This is a genomic window from Bacillus sp. JCM 19034 (genome assembly GCF_001310635.1).
GTDB lineage: Bacteria > Bacillota > Bacilli > Bacillales > Bacillaceae_D > Halalkalibacter.
Window position 1 is genome coordinate 1 of sequence record NZ_BAXR01000009.1, and the last position, 19165, is coordinate 19165.

A 19165-nucleotide genomic window follows, 5' to 3' on the forward strand; every position below is an offset into this window, starting at 1 on the left:
AAGTGAATCAATACAGCCGCCACTCCACACTGATGAGTGCTTATAAAAATATTGACGATGATCGTTTTCGGCACTTCATTTTGAAGGAAAAAGGTGACGTGTATCACGCGATGAAAGCTTTCTTTAAGAAAGAAGAAGAAGTATTAGCTTAATCAAAGTGATGTGAGGAATGTTTTCCATGTCGTTCCACCGAATTTACCGATAAAAATCTCCTTAACAGTAATGGAAGCTGGGATTGATTGAATACGGAACGTAGCTGATGCTGCGTTCTTTTATTATTTGAAAAGGTGAAGAAAAATGGATAAAGGTATTGTTGTAAGAACAGTCGCATACCATTACTTAGCTAAACATTTTATTATTGCCACTCCCAGCAGTAGCTGATGAGTCTAGAGTTTATTTATTACGTCTGTCTGGGCGTGGAATAAAGATAACTACGCTACAGCAAAAGGTAAGTGGAAAAAAAGAGGCACAGTGATCAAAATAATAGTATTCATCATCAATGCAGCTTGACGAAGAAGGTTATTGAAAATATTTCCTCCAACTAGGAAATTTGTATTGATCTATTGTTGGTAATTGTTTATAAAAGAATTAGGGCTTTTATACCAATTACTAAATAAACTTTAGGAGGATCATATGGTAAAAGAAAAAGTAACAAAATTTATTGTTTTATTTGCTTTATTAGGACTTACTGTTAGTATTATTGGATGTTCTACTGCTACAGAAGATGTAAACTCAATTACGGATCCAGTCAAAATAGTAGAGGAACATGTTAATGCAATCAATAACAAAGATTATGATAAGGTGATGGATTACCTGGCGAGTGGATTTGTGTATCGTGATGATTTCGATGAAATCAAAGGTAAAAATGAAATTGAAGCTCTTATAAAGGAAATAATTGAATTAGATAGTGAAATTGAAATTCTAAATATTGAAGAAGTAGATAATAAGGTTGTTATTGAAGCAAATTACACTAGTTTTATTACAGAGTATTTAGGGTTGAAACAAACAATAACGGAAACATTTGAATTCGAAAACGGTAAAATATCAGCATTAACTGCTTTAAGTGATGAAGAATATCTAGCAGAGTATGAGAAAGCCACAGCAGGTGGTGTTGGTATTAATTTTGACTTTAAAGATGGTGAAATTATAGTTCTAGAAACTCCCCATGACGGTCCTGCAGCTAATGCTGGTATTGAAAAAGGTGATCACATTGTTGCAATAGATCAATATAAAGTTTCTGATTTTAATTATGGAAGCTATGAAGCTATTTACCGAATAATTGGTAAGGTGGGAACAGATGTGGTTCTCACAATCGAGCGAAAAGGCTCTGGAGAACAAGAGGATATTACAATTAACCGAGTAGATATACAAAAATTATTCGATAATTAAAGGTAAAAGAAACATGCTATACGAGCTGAGGCATTGAATGTCATCGTTAGTGCTTCTGACTAGTTTTTCTACAAACTATAGAGTATAAGCTGAATTCGTAAACATGATGCATTTAATGTTAATTCAAAATAATCATTTGTTTTAACAGTAATACTCATATAAAAATAAGTTGTAAGTTACTAAATTTAATAATTTACTCGGGGATATGGACTTATAAAACTATTGACGATGATTGTTTGCACCAATATATTTTGAAAGAGAAGGGGCGACGTATATCACGCGATGAAAGCTTTCTATGAAAAATGAGGAGGAAGCATTAGCTTATAAACAGGAATTTCTTGCAAATAAGAAGAATAAGTAATAGTCGCAATTTATCTAGCCCTTAAAGGTGAAGTTTTCCTTTGAGGGCTTTTAAAAGATGGTGCAACATTTATCTATTAATTAAGTATCGAGTATGTTAGCAGGTTAGTAAAATGTGCAGTGCTGCTTAAACGAAAATAATACGAAAATTTGAATAGTTACGGGGAAAAAGTGTCGTTTCATGTAGGATAATAGAGATACTTGTTGTCTTAACTAGTCGGATTTTGACGTAATGAGACTTCTTATCGAAATTTTCAGGCAATTGCTTTTTTCAATTCAGAAATAGCGTATAATTCATATTAGAGAATGATAAGGACATGGAGGCAGATGAATGGATCATACAAGCTTATACCAAGATGCATTTGAAAATGCTTCTTCTGGAAAAGGAGTTATGACATTAGACGGTCACTGGTTTAAGGTCAATAAAGCATTATGTATGATAACCGGCTATAGCAAAGAAGAACTTGAACAATCAGCATTTAATATTGTTTCACATCCAGATGATCTTGAACAGACAGCAGACTTATTTAAGAAACCCTCCGATATAAAGGATAAATTAGTAATAGATCAACGCTTTGTTCATAAAAACGGGAAAACTTTGTGGGTTTCTTTACACTTTATCATGCTTGAAACAGAGCAATCTTCCTATTATCATATTGATATTTTTGATATTAGTTTAAAAATTGGAACGAGAAAAAAAGCTAAATGAGTTAAACCATATGCATCAACTGATTTTAGATTCAATAAATGAAGGAATTTTCGGGTTTAATCCTGAAGGGAAGATTGTCTTTTGGAACCGAGCCTCTGAAAAAATGCTTGGCTGCAAGCAGGAGGAAATGATTGGCCGCGGTTTTAAAGAAGTGATTTTAAAATTAAAAGGCGAAATGGATGAAGCTACAAATCGTTTCCTGCAAGCAATTAACAATGGAGGGACACTACAAGCAAGGGACGATCAATTTTACCGAAAAGATGGTCAACGTTTTGACGTTGAATATACGGTTAACCCTATCTATGAAAAAGCATACTATAAAGGAACAGTTGTTATCTTTAAAGACGTAACAGAATTGAAAAAGTCGCAAGAATTTATGCAAAACTCCGAGAAACTTTCATTAGTTGGGCAAATGGCTGCAGGGATAGCTCATGAAATTCGTAATCCATTAACATCATTAAAGGGCTTTCTTCAGCTAATTCAATCTGGTGAATCAGCCAAGAAGATCTACTATACGATTATGTCTGAAGAGTTTTCTCGAATTGAGATCATTTTAAATGAATTATTATTGTTAGCAAAGCCACAAGTGAAGCATGTAGAAAATCACAATTTAAATCAAATCTTAACTCAAGTCAAAAGCATTTTAGAGCCACAATGTATTATTGAAAACGTTCAAATTAAAACGGTATTAAGCAATGTCCCTCTCTATGTGAAATGTGATGAAAATGAGCTGAAACAAGTATTTATTAATTTAATCAAAAACGGAATTGATGCGATGCCAAACGGGGGAGTTATAACGCTCAGAACTAAATTACATGCAGGTGAAGCAATTGTTGAAGTAGTTGATCAAGGGGTAGGGATTTCCGAAGATAAATTAGAGAAATTAGGACAACCCTTTTATACGACGAAGGAAAAAGGAACCGGGCTTGGACTTATGGTTACATACGGGATTATTGAAAATTTAGGAGGGCATGTACAAGTTAAAAGTAAGTTATATAGTGGAACAACATTTCAAATTACATTACCAATTTCCTTAAGAGAAAGTTGAGAGAAGGAGAACATATGGTTACTTCACGTTATAAGCGCCATTTCTCGTATGGACTATCTGCCTTTTTGGCGATAGGAGCATGTGTCGTTATTGTAATTATGATGGTTATCCTTTTTTTCGGTTATCAAGGTTTGATACAACAGTCTATAAATATGATTATGACTGACATTATTTTTGTTACTTACATGATTTTATTTGTGTATTGTTTTAGGCAACATTTTATTTATCAAACATTTAGATCATTGCTTTATATGTTAATATTCTTATTATTGGCGTTAGCCTATGTCCTTCATAAATATGTTGTCGCGTTGGAAGGAGGATTATATAGCAGTGGTGCTAACACATTGATCCTTTTATTAGAATGGACGTTGTTAGTATCAATTATATATAGCATTAAACCAAAAAAAATCATTCGCCATACTTTATTTATTGGCTTTTCCATCTTTGTGATCATTAGTTTCATTCATCCTTATTTTAACCAGAGTGAATTAATTGATGATCAGTATAAAATGGTCGTTTTATTTTATCTCACTCTCTTTATTTTCATGGTACATTGGTTTAAAGAGAAACGTGAAATGTTGCTGGGAGCATTGAATTGGGTCATCTTTTGTTTTTTAATATGTTATAGCTTCTTTTTATTAAGTTTATATTTTACCGAACGTTTTACGACACTGGCGATAATTTGTAAATTAATTGGTGTTCTTTGTTTAATTAGGGTGGTATTAATTTATTTCAAAAAATTGAATACTGATATGGATGATCATGCTGTTGCGAGTGAGTTAGAACTGCTTTTTGAGCAATCTGGAGATGCGATTGTTGTTTATCGTGAGGATTTATCAATTGTTCGCAGTAATTGTGGTTTTAAACATATGTTTGGATATAACGATGATGAGGCATTAACAGTGAAAACATTAATTCCAGATGATTTCATGGAAGAGTATTACGGATTGTTAGAACAATTAAATGACGGTGTCCCGGTTGTTAATTTCCAGACAAAACGAAGACGTAAGGATTCTTCGATCATTGATATTAGTATTTCAACATCCATGATTAACCGAGATGGAGAAATATTGTATGCAGCAATATTACGAGATATTACTGAACAAAAACAAGCAGAGAACGAATTAATTAAAGCCAGACAAGAATTAGAAGAAACATTAGAGTTGCATAATGGTATTATTTTTCGTGTTCGGAAAGTAGGAAATCGTTTTGTGCACCCGTTAATTGGCGGCAAACTTTTGCGAGATACGAACATCAACTATCAATCGTTTAGAGGGAAGGAACTAAAGGATATTTTACCAAAACAATATGCAGAACAATTAGAAGCATATTATGAACAGGCTTGGGGCGGGAATGAGCAGGTGTTTCAAATGAAGTTAAGCGATTATACGTATCTGCTAAGCTTAATGCCGAAGGTGATAAATGGAAAGGTAGTTGAAATGATTGGTACGTGCTCCGATATTACGGAAGCTATAAAAACAGAAGAGGTGTTACGTAAGTCTGAAAAGTTATCCGTTGTTGGTGAGCTTGCGGCAGGCTTAGCACATGAAATACGCAATCCATTAACAACGATTAAGGGCTTCCTTCAACTCATGCAACAGCAAAAGGTCCGTATTAATGATGAATATTTATCGATTATTTTAAATGAAATTGACCATCTTGAGATGATTACAAATGAATTTATGGCTGTTGCAAAACCAGAGGTAGTCAGATATCAAAAAGAAAACTTATATGATCTAATTTATAAAGTGAATCGATTTTTAAGGCCACAAGCGTTATTAAATAATATTGATTTGCACGTAGATAAAGAGGTTGAGACTGCGTATGTTTATGCAGATCAAAATCAACTGAAGCAAGTATTTATTAATTTGTATAAGAATGCCATTGAAGCAATGGCAGAGGGAGGGGAAATTGTTACAACAATAAGAATGTATGAAGATCAAATGGTATCGATTACGATTAAAGATCAAGGATGCGGTATTCCTGCCCATTTAATCGATAGATTAGGTGAACCGTTTTATACGTTAAAGGAAAAGGGAACGGGACTTGGTTTAATGGTTACAAAAAAATTATTGACAGCCACGACGGTTTCATAGACATTTATAGTAAGGAACATGTTGGTACAACTGTTACTATAACATTGCCATTATTTCAAGAGGACCGTTCAAGTGATGAACAACTAGACTGTTAATAGGGGGAGTATATGGTACGTTTTGCAGTGATTGGGACAAATTGGATAACTGACCGTTTTATAGCGGCTGCTTCAAAGGTTGAAGGCTTTTCATTAACAGCTGTCTACTCTAGAACTAAGGAGAGGGCTGAGGAATTTGCGGACAAGCATCACATTTCTCTGACTTTTACAGATTTGCAAGAGCTCGCACAATGTAAGGAAATAGACGCTGTCTATATTGCAAGCCCCAATGCATATCATAAGGAACAAGCCATTTTAATGATGAATCATAAAAAGCACGTTCTTTGTGAAAAACCTTTAGCTTCAAATAGCAAAGAGGTAGAGGAAATGATTGCTGTTGCTAAAAAGTCAAACGTTTTACTAATGGAAGCGTTAAAAACAACCGCGTTACCGAATTTTAAAGTAATTAAAGACCACTTATCTAAAATAGGAACAGTTCGTCGTTTTGTTGCGAGTTTTTGCCAATACTCGTCACGTTATGATGCTTATAAAGCGGGGACGATCTTGAATGCTTTTAAACCCGAACTTTCTAATGGAGCACTAATGGATATTGGGATTTATTGTGTCCTTCCTACGGTTTCTTTATTTGGAAGACCTAACAAAGTAGTGGCAATAGGAAAAATGCTAGAATCGGGTGTAGATGGGCAAGGTAGCTTGTTATTACAATATGACAGCATGGAAGCTGTTATCATGTATTCGAAAATAACAGATTCAAAGGTCCCTTCTGAAATCCAAGGTGAGGATGGTTCAATCATCATTGATAAAATTCATACACCTGAAAAAGTAGTAATTCATTATCGAGATGGCCGTATTGAAGATATAAGTGTTCCACAAGATGATGAATCGATGTTTGATGAGGCAAAGGCTTTTATACAAGCCGTATTAAATGGTGCAAAAGAAGTAGCAAGTCATAAGTTAGATGTATCTCGAGAAACAGCTATCATTTTAGACGAAGCAAGAAAGCAAATAGGAGTATCATACCCGGCGGACTTGTCTAATTAAAAGGAGTGCAAGTGTAATGAAGATAGGTTTATTGTTAGTAGAAGAATCACCTGCAGGTGTACAACAATTAATTCAAACAGTGACTTTTAAATTAGTTGAAAACCATCAAGTGTATAGTATTGACATAGGAGAAGAGAACGAAGCAAAAATTCATTTATATGAGAGAGAGCAAATATTATTTTCACAAGAATTTGAAGCCCCAATGCTTCGTCCCTCTCAATTAACTAATGTTCGTGATTTTACTTGGTTAAATGAGGTAGAACGTCTTGTTATACTTGGTGGAGAAAGTGCAAACATTCCAACTGACATCAAAGATGGTTCAGTTTCCTATGTACATATACCGTTAGTTGATGAAGAGACAAAACAGAGCTTAGGATATGATACAGCTTTAGATAGTATTGTTGAGCAGATTTTAAAAGTAAAAGATACGATAAATTCAATGAAATATGATCATCCGCGTATTTTTGGCATTCAACTTCCTAGTGGGTTATCCGAGAAGTTGATTCAGGATGTAGTTATTGCAGTAAATGAACATAGAATGGAAGATATTTCTGAATTAGAAGGAATTGCGACTTCTCTTAAGGAGTCTATTGCAAGTGGCAAGACATACGGATTCATTTTATTTGATGAGAATTTTAATCCAAGTGAAGTGCAAAACAGTTAGAGCAATATGTAGCAATTGATTGGAAGTATGTACAGATTGATCACTCGCTCATTCTTGGGCCATATCCTAGTGGTGCGGATCGACTCATTGCTAATAAATTGGCAATGAAAGTGATTGATTGGTGTCAATAAAAGGATAGATGCAATAGAGAATTGTAAGGCTGTCCAAAAAGGTAATTAACCTTTTTGGACAGCCTTTTTTGAGAGATAGCATGGAGTCGACAAGAAGAGATGGTGAGACTTAAGGAAACAATGATGAATGACATATTATTGGCTCATTTCGTAAAGAATAAGGCTTGTTTGACTGTACCGTAAGAAAAACGATAGTGTTTTCTTAATATTTATTGACAATCACTCTCAATTGAATGTAAGATAGCAATATAGAGACAGAGAATCATTATCAATGAGAATACATAAATGGATTTACAGAAAGTGTAGGGGATCATGAAATTACGTTATCTAGTTATATTACTAATCTTGCTTTCTTTTCTCTCCTTATTTATCGGAGTACAGAATATATCACCGTTAGATATTTTCCATTTAACGGAGGAACAGCGACAAACACTTTGGCTTGTTCGGTTTCCACGATTAGCTAGTATCATTTTAGCTGGTGTTGGGATGAGTATATGTGGACTTATTATGCAGCAACTAACAAGGAATAAATTTGTCTCACCTACAACTGCAGGAACGTTAGATTCAGCACGCTTTGGCATTATGGTGTCCTTGTTGTTATTTACGAGTGCTAGTCCTTTTGTGAAAATGCTTGTGGCCTTTGCGTTTGCACTATTAGGTACATTCATTTTTATGAAAATTCTCGATAAAATCAAATTTAAGAATACTATTTTTATACCACTAGTTGGTCTTATGTTTGGGAATATTGTAAGTTCCATAACGACCTTTTTTGCATATCGATTTGATCTTATTCAAAATATGTCGGCATGGTTGCAAGGGAATTTCGCTCTTATGATTAAAGGGCGTTATGAACTTCTATATATTAGTATTCCAGTTTTAATCATCGCCTATTTATTTGCAAATAAGTTTACGGTTGCGGGAATGGGTGAGGAGTTTTCTAAAAATTTAGGTTTAAATTACAAGCAGGTAGTGAACATTGGATTGATCATTGTTGCCTTAATTACATCGGTTGTTGTTTTGACTGTTGGAATGATTCCATTTCTTGGTTTAATTATTCCAAACATTGTATCGATTTATCGTGGAGATCACTTAAGGGACAATCTACCTTACACTGCATTATTAGGTGCTATTTTTGTTCTCATTTGCGATATAATTGGAAGAATTATTATCTTCCCGTATGAAATTGCCATTGGATTAACAGTAGGAGTAATCGGTAGTGGTATCTTCCTCTTTATGCTTTTAAGGAGGAGATCATATGGGCTCTAAGTTAAAAATTACTATTTTAGCGATTTTAGCAGTTACGTGCGTAGCACTATATATGACTGTAGGTGCTAATGGGAATTGGGAATATGTACTGCCAAGACGTGGGATAAAAGTTTTGGCGATTGTATTAACGGGCTCTGCGATTGCTTTTTCGACCGTGATTTTCCAAACGATTACGAATAATCGTATCTTAACGCCCAGTATTATTGGTTTAGATTCATTGTATGTGTTAATACAAACCTTTTTAATTTTCACTTTCGGATCGTTAAGTGTCTTCATGATTAATCAACATTTAAATTTTCTCATCTCAATTAGTGTAATGGTGTTGTTCTCCTTTCTTCTTTTTAAATTGTTATTTCAAAGAGAAGGCAAGAATATTTACTTGCTATTGTTAGTTGGGATCGTATTCGGAACGTTTTTCTCAAGTTTTACGACATTTATGCAAGTGTTGATTGATCCGAATGAATTTTTGTCTATTCAAAATCGGATGTTTGCTAGCTTCAATAATGTAAATACCGATTTACTAGGTATATCGATTATTTTAGTTGTACTGATTCTTGTGTATATATATCGTTTCTTGAAATATTTAGACGTTTTATCTTTAGGTAGGGAACATGCTATAAATTTAGGTGTTCAATATGATTATGTAATTAAACATTATTTAATAATCATTGCCATATTAGTTTCAATTGCTACAGCGTTAGTTGGACCGATAACATTTTTAGGTTTACTTGTTGTTAACGTTGCTCACGAATTTATGAAAGTACATCAACATAAATTTTTAATTGCGAGTTCAATATTGATTAGTATAATCGCTTTAATTGGCGGTCAGCTCATTGTTGAGCGAGTATTTACGTTTTCTACAACGTTAAGTGTCATTATTAATTTTATCGGTGGTACCTACTTCCTATATCTGTTACTAAAGGAGAGTAAAAAATGGTAGAAGTTCAAAATGTTACGAAACGATATGCATCAAAAAAGGTTGTCGATGAAGTCTCAGTGAAAATTCAAAAGGGGAAAATTACGTCTTTCATCGGGCCAAATGGTGCTGGGAAAAGTACGTTATTGTCAATTGTCAGCCGCTTAATTGCAAAAGATGAAGGATTAGTTTTAATTGATGATGTCGATATTACAAAACAAAAAAGTAACGAATTGGCCAAAAAGATTTCTATTCTAAAGCAATCTAATCATATTAATATTCGCTTGAAAATTCGTGATTTAGTTTCCTTTGGAAGATTTCCTTATTCACAAGGGAATTTATCGAAAGAAGATATTCGTTATATTGATGAAGCAATCCACTATATGGATTTAGAAGATATACAAGATAAATATTTAGATGAATTAAGTGGGGGACAACGACAAAGAGCTTATATTGCAATGGTTATTGCTCAAGATACGGAGTATATCTTACTTGACGAACCTTTAAATAATTTAGATATGAAGCACTCTGTTCAAATTATGAGAGTGCTGCAAAAGATGGTTGATGAATTAGGCAAGACAATCGTCGTCGTATTACATGATATTAATTTTGCTTCCTGTTATTCGGATTTTATCGTCGCACTAAAAAACGGACGAATTATAAAAGAAGGTCCAGCTCATGAAGTCATTGATGAAGAAGCGTTAAAAGAAATATATGATATGGATATTCCTATTAACAATATTGATAATCGAAAAATTGCTGTTTATTTTTAAATATCGTTAATTACCACAGCTCGATTTATATCTAGAGTTATTCTAGTAAAGCTTGATTGTGTAATTATATATAAAACATACAGAGGTGAGTGGGGAATGAGAAAATCATTTCTATTATTGTTATTAACAATTTTTCTTGCAATCGTTATGGTTGCATGCGGATCTGATGATACACCTTCAGATTCAGTAGAAGATACAGACATAGAAGGAACTACTGATGGCGAGGCGAATGATCAAGAGACTGAAGCTGGGGATGAATCAACAGAGGTAACGATTGACCATGAATTAGGTCAAACTGTCGTTGAAAAAAATCCTGAAACGGTTGTAGTATTTGATTTAGGTGTATTAGATACACTTGATGCATTGGGTGTTGAAGTTGCAGGGGTGCCAGTTGAAAGTGTTCCTGACTATTTATCCCAATATGCGGGCGATGATTATGAAAATGTCGGTACACTGTTTGAGCCTGATTTTGAAAAAATCTTTGATATGCAACCTGATCTAATTATCATTCTGGGCGTGCCCAAGAAGCATATGAGGAATTAGCCGAAATTGCACCAACGTTATTCATGTCAACTGATCCAAACCGTTATTTAGAATCATTTGAAGAAAATGTAACTTTATTAGGTGATATTTTTGGAAAAGAAGAGCTTGCTGCTGAAAAAATCGCTGATATTGAAACATCTGTAGCAGCTTTACAAGATAAAACAGCTGAAAATGATGTCAGTGGATTAATTGTGCTAGCTAATGATGGCTCTTTAAGTGCATTTGGACCTGAATCACGCTTTGGATTTTTACACGAAGATTTTGGTGTAGAGCCGGCTGATGAGAATATCGAAGTTTCAAGTCATGGACAAAGCATATCGTTTGAATATATTGTTGAAACAGATCCAGAATATTTATTTGTTGTCGATCGAGGTGCGATCGTAGGAGGAGAATCTTCTGCACAGCAAACTGTAGAAAATGAGGTAACAGAAAATACAACTGCCTACCAAGAAGGAAAGATTGTTTATTTAGACCCTGTCTATTGGTACATTACGACTGGTGGTATTAGTGCTACTGAAGAGATGATTGCTGAGGTAGAAGCAGCGATTGAATAAGGAAACAAAAAAGCGGCATTTGCCGCTTTTTTTGTTTGTTTAAGCAAGAGGCATTCACGTGGTTATTTTAAAGGTAATATTCTCAGAGGAGAGTACACGTTTTTTGAAAGAACACCGACTTTACAGATAAACTTAAATCATGGAAATGACTTGCACGCTGCGTTTATGGTTTTTTCCAATATGTTCCGAGTCGCCATACCCATTCCAACGGTCCAATTTTATAACGTTTAAGCCACCATTTACTGAGCAGGACTTGGAAAATGAAAAGCCCGATGGCAATAAGTGCACCGATAAAGAAACCTATTTTACCAAAAAGGCCGACTCCATAACCATAGAAAAGTGTTGTCATAATAATTGATTGTAATATATAGTTCGTTAATGAGAGGCGGCCAATATAAGTTAATTGTTTAAGCCATTTAACCATCTTTTTGTTTGTTGCTAATAATAAGATGCTACTTGCATAAAACATTGCCACTAGTGGGCCGCCGATAGACATATGCAGTGCTTCTGTTTGGGTGCTCGGATTTAAGACAAAGATTAGCTTACTAGGGAATCCTATACAGAGCGTCACCCACCAAATCCTTTTAAAAAGCTTTTGATGATTTTCTGGTTTTTCAAGCCACTTTTTTCGTGCAACAAAAGCTCCTAACAGAAACATTCCTAATACTCCAATGACAGAACTAGCTTGGATAAAAACGTTACTGAACCAGCCAAAACCTAATGGATCACCTTCGTGTCGGAACGTTACGACATCAGTGTAGCTACCTGATGATAAGACCTCACGCTCTTCTACTGAATATTGATAAAAACGTTCGTCAATGATTGAAGTTGCCTCATCACCTTCAGGAGTTGTTACCGATAAAGCCATTAATGATAAGAGAATAATCGCCCAAATCAGTAATCCTTGCTCTTTCAGCTTTAAAAAGAAAAATAGGATAACACCTGCTATTGCGTATGTTATGAGAATATCTCCATCCCAAATAAATAGTGCATGTATACATCCGAATATGAGTAAAATAGCGGTACGGCGCCAATAAATACGTGCAAATGACTGTCCTCGAGTTAGTAGTCGTTCCTGTAAAAAGACCATTCCGTATCCGAATAAAAAGGAAAAGAGTGTATAAAAGCTAGCTTGTGCAAATACTAAAATAGCACCTTCAGTAATTCGGTCAATAATACCATTGGGATAATAATCATGAATATCTGGTACTAAAAAGAGTCCATATTGAAAGTGCATGCTATTTGCTAGTAAAATACCAAGTAAAGCAAGTCCCCTCATCATATCAAGTGATTCAATTCGTTCATTTGCGAGTAATGGGGAAGGTGTTGTTTTTGCCATGTTTCGTTCTCCTTTATACGTAGTTTTCTATATTGTAAATTATTGTTATTCAATTAACAAGAATGATAGAAGAAGGAGTGTTAATTATGATTGAATTAATGAAAAGTCATCGATCGATTCGTAAGTTTAAAGAGCGATCTGTATCTAAAGAGTTAGTAAACGAAATCATTACTGCAGGACAATGGGCACCGACGTCTCATCATATTCAATCCTACAGTATAATCGTTGTTCGCGATCATAGTAGAAAGAAACGGTTAGCTGAATTAGCTGGGAATCAGCCGTATGTAGAAAGCTGCCCTGTTTTCTTCGTTATTTGTGCCGATTATTCACGATTATCGAAAGCTAGCGAGATGCATCAGAAGCCGTTTGAAATTGGTGAGGTTGAGCAAATTATTGTTGGTGCTGTTGATGCTGCGTTAGTAGCAGAAAATATGCTGCTAGCGTCTAGAGGTTTAGGGTTAGGAGGCGTAATGATTGGCGGTATTAGAAATAGCCCTGAGGCTGTTTCTACATTATTAAAACTGCCAAAGTTTACATTTCCCATCATGGGATTATGTATTGGCTATCCAGATCAGAATCCAGAGCAGAAGCCCCGCTTATCGCAAAGAGCCGTAGTACATGAGGAAGAATATGACGAAACAAAAATGAAAGAAGAGTTAGGTTTATATGATCAAGTTATGTCTGATTACTATAATCGTCGGACAAATGGAAAACGAATGGATACGTGGACGAAATTAATGTCAGAACACTTTTCACAAGTAAGACGTCAAGAGGTAGGAGAATTTTTGAAAAAGCAAGGGTTCTTAAAAGAGGATTAGGAGACGTGAACGTTACAACACAAAAACCAACTTAACAATCATTTACCACGTAAGGCTAAGTACGTCTATGTAAAGAAATGAGCTTGACAGTTGATGTTTGATCAACTAATCTAATAAAAATAATGATGACGAGTGTCTCTTTTTAGTGAGGCACTTTTTAATTGGAGTGATAGAAATGAAGACTTTTCGTTATTCAAATGCGTTGGAGCGTTTGCCGGAGCAGTTTTTTGCTAAGTTAGTAGATAAAGTAATGGAAGTAAAAAAGCATCATAATGACGTGATTAATCTAGGACAAGGTAATCCAGATCAACCAACACCGCAATCCATTGTGGAAAAGATGCAATTAGCTACAGAGAACCCACAATACCATAAATATCCCCCATTTAAAGGGTTTCCTTTCTTAAAGGAAGCAGTTAAGGACTATTATAAAAAGCAATTCGGGGTTGAACTTGATGATGAAACAGAAATAGCCGTTTTAGCGGGGACAAAAACAGGGCTTGTCGAAATCAGCCAATGTTTATTAAATCAAGGTGATACGGCATTAGTACCTGACCCTGGATATCCAGATTATTGGTCTGGTCTTGCGTTAGTTGGAGCTAAGATGCACATGATGCCCTTAAAGGAAGAAAGAGATTTTCACCCAGATTTTTCAGAGATACCGGATGATGTAAAGAAGCAAGCAAAGTTAATGTTTTTAAATTACCCGAATAATCCAACTGGGGCCGTCGCAACGAAAGAGTTATTTGAAGATGCCGTTACTTATGGTCATACATATGATACGTGTATTGTTCATGATTTTGCTTATGGTGCTATCGGATATGAAGGTGAAAAACCACTAAGTTTCATGCAGACTCCAGGTGCAAAAGACATCGGAATTGAAATGTTAACGATGTCAAAAACATATAATATGGCTGGCTGGCGAATTGGATTTGCAGTTGGGAATAAAAGTGTTATTCAAGGGTTAGAGCTTATTCAGGATCATTATTATTGTAGTTTATTTGGAGCGATGCAAGAAGCGGCAGCGTACGCGTTAAGATCCGACCAACGTGAAGTAGTGGAATTAGTCGAAATGTATGAGAGAAGAAGAAGTGCGTTAGTAAGTGCTGCAAAAGAAATTGGTTGGGATGTTCAAGCTCCAAAAGGTTCCTTTTTCGCATGGTTTCCCGTCCCTGAAGGATATACGTCAGAATTATTTGCAGAACGTCTCTTACATGAAGCTAGAGTTGTCGTTGCTCCAGGGATCGGTTTTGGTAAGCATGGAGAAGGGTATGTTCGAATTGGATTGCTATGTGAAGAAGAGGAATTAAAAGAAGCGATGCAAAGAATTGGTGAGTTACAATTATTTTCATAATTAGAAGAGGATGCATATTTGAATCTCAAATGCATCCTCTTTTTGTGAGTGTTATGTTCTTTAAAAAGAACAGTTTTGATTATAGCGGTAATGCATATACATATGAAATAAATAAAAATTATAGACCTGATGATCTGTTTGATACGATAAGTTATAATAAGGAGGAAAGGAAATGTCGAAAAAGCAAGAATACGTTGATCTGGAATGGTTGGAATTGCTATTAGAAGCCAAGATGAATGGATTAACGGTCGAAGAAGTTCAATCTTTTTTTAGTAATGGTCAAGAAGATAAACTGTAGTTGCTCATAATCATAATTGAAATTATTGAATTACAGGACAATGAAGAATCTTGCTAATGACGTAAATTTGTTAGAGAGGGTAAGGTATAGACATGATAGGAGAGCAAGTTAAAAAGTATAGACTTGAGAAAGGTTTATCGCTATCCGAGTTAGCGGATAGAGCAGGTGTGGCCAAATCTTACTTAAGTTCCATTGAGCGTAACATTCAGTCTAATCCTTCTATCCAGTTTTTAGAGAAAGTTTCATCAGTTTTAGGTGTTTCGGTTGAGGCATTGCTTAGTGATCAACATAAAGATATGGAACGATTAGATGAAGCATGGATGGGTCTTGTAAGAGAGGCTATGAATTCAGGTGTTAGTAAAGATCAGTTTCGGGAATTTCTGGAATTTAATAAATGGAAAAAGAAACAATCTGATTCATAGCTCTTTGAACGTCAAGACAGGAATTTCTGTTATGACGTTCTTTCATTTTTGCAACTAATGAATCATTTCCGTATCTTGTTTATACGTATATTCATATATTGATAATAAAAGATTTTTTGATTGAATAATAGACGTAATGTATCCATAAAGTTCAAAAAACGAGTGATGTATATTTAAACAGATTCGGTAGACAACCGATTCTGACATTGGAAATTGTAAGTCGCTTGCAAAAATTAAAGATTTGCTAGAAAACGTTAAAATTTGTACATTCGTTTTACCAGACTGAATGAATCGATGTTGTACTTGGTAGATGTTTAACTGTGCATATAAAGGATCTTCATAAAGCTTTGGAATGTGCATAAATGTCACCCTTCCTAATGTTCTCTATAAAGAACATCTTACATCTATTGTTCTTTATAGTAAACACTTTTTTCAAAAAATATATGAGTACATATTTGTACATTTCATCTAAATAAAAAAACTCAGTGCTAGTGAAAAATATTTACTATATGAAAAAGTAGTAGAAATGGCACATAAACAATGGTATTCTATTCGAGATATGACAAAATAATATCTCTTTATAAATATATAGTCATAGTACTTTTGGGGGAATGAGTCGTGAATGTGAATCATGTTAATGCAATTAGTAGAGCGGCAAAGGAAATTTTAACGAGTCATTTTGGATTGGAAATCAAGCAAGAGAAGCCAAGTGCAGGGACAGGTTCGGTACCATCCGACAATGTTGCGGTCATATTAGGGATTAAGGGTGATCTTACGGGACAAATAATTGTAACATTCTCAAGAGATACTGCTTTAAAGATTGTAGGAACAATGATGGGGGGATGGAGATTTTAGAGTTTGATGAAATGGGATGGAGTGCTGTTCAGGAATTTGGTAATTGGGTAGCTGGAACAACGGCCACTGAATTGTCTAAAGAAGATTGTACGATCGATGTAACAACACCGATCGTAAACGAAGGAAACTCTCATTTCCATTCGAAATTTCCTTTTTTATCAATTGCATTTACCTCAGGTATTGGCATAGTGAAAGTTCATATAGCTGTAAAAGCCGAGTAATCCCTTCCACCTTTTTAGGTGGTTTTTTTTGGAAAGAAGGACTGCGATATGTGTTAAAAATGTATTTTTCTTAATTGACTTCTTTGATTCAAAAGGGGTATGTTATGGTGGAGACGACTTTGAAATAATTAGATGAGTTGTAATTGCAGAATTAGGGGTGAAACTATGTCAAAAATTGATGTTTCCAAATATGAAAAAAAGATGATTTTACGAAATATTAAACAAGAAGATTTTCTTGAAATTATAGAAATGCAAAAGCTATGCTTCCCTAATATGGAGCCATGGAGGATTGAGCATTTACAAAGCCATGTGGAGCATTTCCCTGAAGGGCAATTTTGCGTTGAATATGATGGGATAATTATCGGCTCGTGTGCTAGTTTAATTATTAATTTTGATGAGTATGATGATCAGCATACATGGGCTGAAATTACGGATCAAGGATACATTACGAATCATGATCCAGAAGGATATAATTTGTATGGTATTGAGATAATGGTACACCCAGATTATCGAAGGATGAAAATTGGTCGACGGTTATATGAAGCACGTAAAGATTTGGCTCGAGAATTAAATTTAAAAAGTATTATTATCGGCGGGCGCATTCCAAATTATTATAAATATGCGGAAGATCTCACGCCACGTCAATATGTAGAAGAAGTGACGATGCACAATATTTTCGACCCTGTTTTAACGTTTCAAATAATGAATGGTTTTACACTAAAGCGGGTTAACCCTAATTATTTACATGACGATAAGGCTTCGTTAAAATATGCAACGTTAATGGAATGGAACAATATTGATTATCGCTCTACTACTCCGAAAAGGCAATTTAAAACATCGTTCCCCGTCCGGATTACGACGATTCAGTACGAAATGAAGAAAATATCCTCATTTGAGGATTTTGCGATTCAATGTGAGTATTATACTGATGTTGCAGCTAGCTTTCAATCAGATTTTGCTGTGTTCCCAGAAATTTTTACTTTGCAGCTTCTATCGTTTCTCCCAGAGAAGAGTCCAAGTTTAGCGATTCGTCGTCTGACGGAATTTACTGAGGATTATTTGGATTTATTTACAAACTTAGCTGTTAAATACAATGTGAATATTATTGGGGGTTCACATTTTGTTGAGGAAGATGGGAAAATTTATAATATCTCGTATTTATTTAGACGTGATGGGACGATAGAAAAACAATATAAACTCCATATTACACCAAATGAGAAAAGGTTTTGGGGAATTTCAGCAGGAGATAAAGTACACGTATTTGATACGGACTGTGGAAAAATTGCTATACAAATATGTTACGATATCGAATTTCCAGAGCTTGGTCGTATTGCTGTTGATAAAGGAGCTAACATAATCTTTACCCCGTTTTGTACTGATGACCGCCAAGGTTACTTACGTGTCAGGTATTGTTCACAAGCTCGTGCAATAGAAAACCAAGTTTATACGGTTCTTTCCGGAACTGTTGGCAATTTAACAGACGTTGAAAATATGGATATACAATATGCTCAATCAGGTATATTCAGTCCGTCAGATTTTACTTTTGCACGTGACGGAATTGTTGGTGAATGTCAACCAAATATTGAAACAGTCGTTGTAGGAGATGTCGATTTAGAACTTTTACGACGAAATCGGAGAGCTGGGAGTGTCAGGCAATTAAAAGATCGTAGACATGATATTTATGCGATTGATTACCGCCAAAATTAACGTTAGACTTTATATGTTGGTACTTTATTCATAGTTTACTCTCACTTCTTGCAGGTAATGATGAGAAAGATAGCAAGGAGGATGAGAGATGAAGGTTGTTGTAAGAAAGTCTTTTGAAAGATCCTATTTATTTGCATTTTTCATGTGTATGCTTAGTTTGATATTCTTTCTAGTCACTTATTTTCAAATGGAGCAGCAAGTAGTTGATTGGCATGTTACGGTCGTTAGTGAAGATTTGTTATATACTGGCGATGTTTCAACGATTCATCTATATGTTGTTGATGAATTCAATGAACCAATTGAAGATGCCAATATTTCAGCAATTTTTGATCGACCTGAAACCGTTCATCAAATAGAAAAAACATTTACATCGATTGGGAATGGCTTATATGAAGCGAATGTTATATTTTCGGTTCCAGGGCAATGGGTCTCCTTGATCGAAGCTAAAAAAGGGAGAAATGTCTATCAAAATCAATTGTTTCTTACGGTGGAAGGGGAAATTGCAGCACGCAGCCGTAGAGATCCTGATGACTTATTTAATTTGAACCAGTCATTACCAGATGATCTAGAAATTGAATTACAACGAATATTTAAACGATCACAATAAT

21 protein-coding genes and 1 pseudogene are annotated in these 19165 nt (G+C 34.9%); 20 read left to right on the plus strand and 2 right to left on the minus strand.

Translation table 11 applies throughout. From position 1 onward, the window contains the following. From JCM19034_RS21855 to JCM19034_RS25125, 12 genes and pseudogenes are all read left to right on the plus strand, one after another. Positions 1 to 152, plus strand: a pseudogene (locus JCM19034_RS21855) (sporulation protein YhbH); the annotation flags it as partial. 481 nt (positions 153 to 633) lie between these two features. Further along, on the plus strand, positions 634 to 1389 hold the full coding sequence (locus tag JCM19034_RS13445; RefSeq protein ID WP_062050515.1) for a nuclear transport factor 2 family protein: 756 nt from the start codon (positions 634 to 636) through the stop codon (positions 1387 to 1389). A gap of 691 nt (positions 1390 to 2080) precedes the next feature. Next, entirely contained in the window at positions 2081 to 2458 is a 378-nt protein-coding gene (locus JCM19034_RS13450; protein WP_062050517.1) for a PAS domain S-box protein, read from the plus strand. A 10-nt stretch (positions 2459 to 2468) separates the two neighbouring features. Beyond that, a complete protein-coding gene (locus tag JCM19034_RS13455; protein WP_062050520.1) occupies positions 2469 to 3506 on the plus strand; it encodes an ATP-binding protein in 1038 nt (345 codons plus the stop codon). A gap of 14 nt (positions 3507 to 3520) precedes the next feature. Continuing rightward, positions 3521 to 5602, plus strand: a complete 2082-nt coding sequence (locus tag JCM19034_RS13460) for a PAS domain S-box protein (RefSeq protein ID WP_062050522.1) — start codon at positions 3521 to 3523, stop codon at positions 5600 to 5602. Positions 5603 to 5709: 107 nt separating this feature from the next. Next, positions 5710 to 6699 carry a Gfo/Idh/MocA family protein gene (locus JCM19034_RS13465; RefSeq protein WP_062050524.1) on the plus strand — a complete coding sequence of 330 codons (990 nt, stop codon included), beginning with the start codon at positions 5710 to 5712 and terminating at the stop codon, positions 6697 to 6699. Positions 6700 to 6715: 16 nt separating this feature from the next. Beyond that, entirely contained in the window at positions 6716 to 7363 is a 648-nt protein-coding gene (locus JCM19034_RS13470) for a hypothetical protein (protein WP_062050526.1), read from the plus strand. A 443-nt stretch (positions 7364 to 7806) separates the two neighbouring features. Next, entirely contained in the window at positions 7807 to 8760 is a 954-nt protein-coding gene (locus JCM19034_RS13475; RefSeq protein WP_062050528.1) for an ABC transporter permease, read from the plus strand. After that, complete coding sequence (locus tag JCM19034_RS13480; RefSeq protein ID WP_062050530.1) at positions 8750 to 9700, plus strand: iron chelate uptake ABC transporter family permease subunit; 951 nt, start codon at positions 8750 to 8752, stop codon at positions 9698 to 9700. Before JCM19034_RS13475 ends, JCM19034_RS13480 begins: the two co-directional genes overlap by 11 nt. Continuing rightward, positions 9694 to 10449 carry an ABC transporter ATP-binding protein gene (locus JCM19034_RS13485; protein ID WP_062050532.1) on the plus strand — a complete coding sequence of 252 codons (756 nt, stop codon included), beginning with the start codon at positions 9694 to 9696 and terminating at the stop codon, positions 10447 to 10449. Before JCM19034_RS13480 ends, JCM19034_RS13485 begins: the two co-directional genes overlap by 7 nt. A 96-nt stretch (positions 10450 to 10545) precedes the next feature. Next, on the plus strand, positions 10546 to 10992 hold the full coding sequence (locus JCM19034_RS25120; protein WP_370621998.1) for a hypothetical protein: 447 nt from the start codon (positions 10546 to 10548) through the stop codon (positions 10990 to 10992). 23 nt (positions 10993 to 11015) lie between these two features. Next, on the plus strand, positions 11016 to 11546 hold the full coding sequence (locus tag JCM19034_RS25125) for an ABC transporter substrate-binding protein (RefSeq protein ID WP_370622000.1): 531 nt from the start codon (positions 11016 to 11018) through the stop codon (positions 11544 to 11546). A gap of 163 nt (positions 11547 to 11709) precedes the next feature. On the opposite strand, the gene JCM19034_RS13495 is transcribed toward JCM19034_RS25125, so the two are convergent. Further along, complete coding sequence (locus JCM19034_RS13495) at positions 11710 to 12885, minus strand: DUF418 domain-containing protein (protein WP_062050534.1); 1176 nt, start codon at positions 12883 to 12885, stop codon at positions 11710 to 11712. Positions 12886 to 12971: 86 nt separating this feature from the next. Here JCM19034_RS13495 and nfsA point away from each other — a divergent pair, with 86 nt between their 5' ends. From nfsA to JCM19034_RS13510, 4 genes are all read left to right on the plus strand, one after another. Beyond that, positions 12972 to 13703: an oxygen-insensitive NADPH nitroreductase gene (nfsA, locus tag JCM19034_RS13500; protein ID WP_156323984.1), complete on the plus strand. Its 732-nt coding sequence runs from the start codon at positions 12972 to 12974 to the stop codon at positions 13701 to 13703. Positions 13704 to 13878: 175 nt separating this feature from the next. After that, complete coding sequence (locus JCM19034_RS13505) at positions 13879 to 15054, plus strand: pyridoxal phosphate-dependent aminotransferase (RefSeq protein ID WP_062050538.1); 1176 nt, start codon at positions 13879 to 13881, stop codon at positions 15052 to 15054. A 172-nt stretch (positions 15055 to 15226) separates the two neighbouring features. After that, complete coding sequence (gene sinI, locus JCM19034_RS21860; protein ID WP_156323985.1) at positions 15227 to 15352, plus strand: DNA-binding anti-repressor SinI; 126 nt, start codon at positions 15227 to 15229, stop codon at positions 15350 to 15352. Between the two features lie 92 nt (positions 15353 to 15444). Further along, positions 15445 to 15774: a helix-turn-helix domain-containing protein gene (locus JCM19034_RS13510; protein ID WP_062050539.1), complete on the plus strand. Its 330-nt coding sequence runs from the start codon at positions 15445 to 15447 to the stop codon at positions 15772 to 15774. A gap of 54 nt (positions 15775 to 15828) precedes the next feature. On the opposite strand, the gene JCM19034_RS13515 is transcribed toward JCM19034_RS13510, so the two are convergent. Beyond that, positions 15829 to 16134 (minus strand): hypothetical protein, encoded by a 306-nt coding sequence (locus JCM19034_RS13515; protein WP_062050541.1) that lies wholly within the window; start codon positions 16132 to 16134, stop codon positions 15829 to 15831. A gap of 258 nt (positions 16135 to 16392) precedes the next feature. Here JCM19034_RS13515 and JCM19034_RS25130 point away from each other — a divergent pair, with 258 nt between their 5' ends. The 4 genes from JCM19034_RS25130 to JCM19034_RS13530 all read left to right on the plus strand — a co-directional run bounded on the left by JCM19034_RS25130 (position 16393) and on the right by JCM19034_RS13530 (position 19164). Then, complete coding sequence (locus tag JCM19034_RS25130; RefSeq protein WP_370622001.1) at positions 16393 to 16629, plus strand: chemotaxis protein CheX; 237 nt, start codon at positions 16393 to 16395, stop codon at positions 16627 to 16629. Beyond that, entirely contained in the window at positions 16617 to 16850 is a 234-nt protein-coding gene (locus tag JCM19034_RS25135) for a chemotaxis protein CheC (protein WP_370622003.1), read from the plus strand. The genes JCM19034_RS25130 and JCM19034_RS25135 overlap by 13 nt, the downstream gene beginning before the upstream one ends. Before the next feature lie 165 nt (positions 16851 to 17015). Next, positions 17016 to 18557, plus strand: a complete 1542-nt coding sequence (locus JCM19034_RS13525; RefSeq protein ID WP_062050542.1) for a bifunctional GNAT family N-acetyltransferase/carbon-nitrogen hydrolase family protein — start codon at positions 17016 to 17018, stop codon at positions 18555 to 18557. Positions 18558 to 18645: 88 nt separating this feature from the next. Then, complete coding sequence (locus JCM19034_RS13530) at positions 18646 to 19164, plus strand: FixH family protein (protein WP_062050544.1); 519 nt, start codon at positions 18646 to 18648, stop codon at positions 19162 to 19164. Position 19165 lies beyond the last annotated feature (1 nt).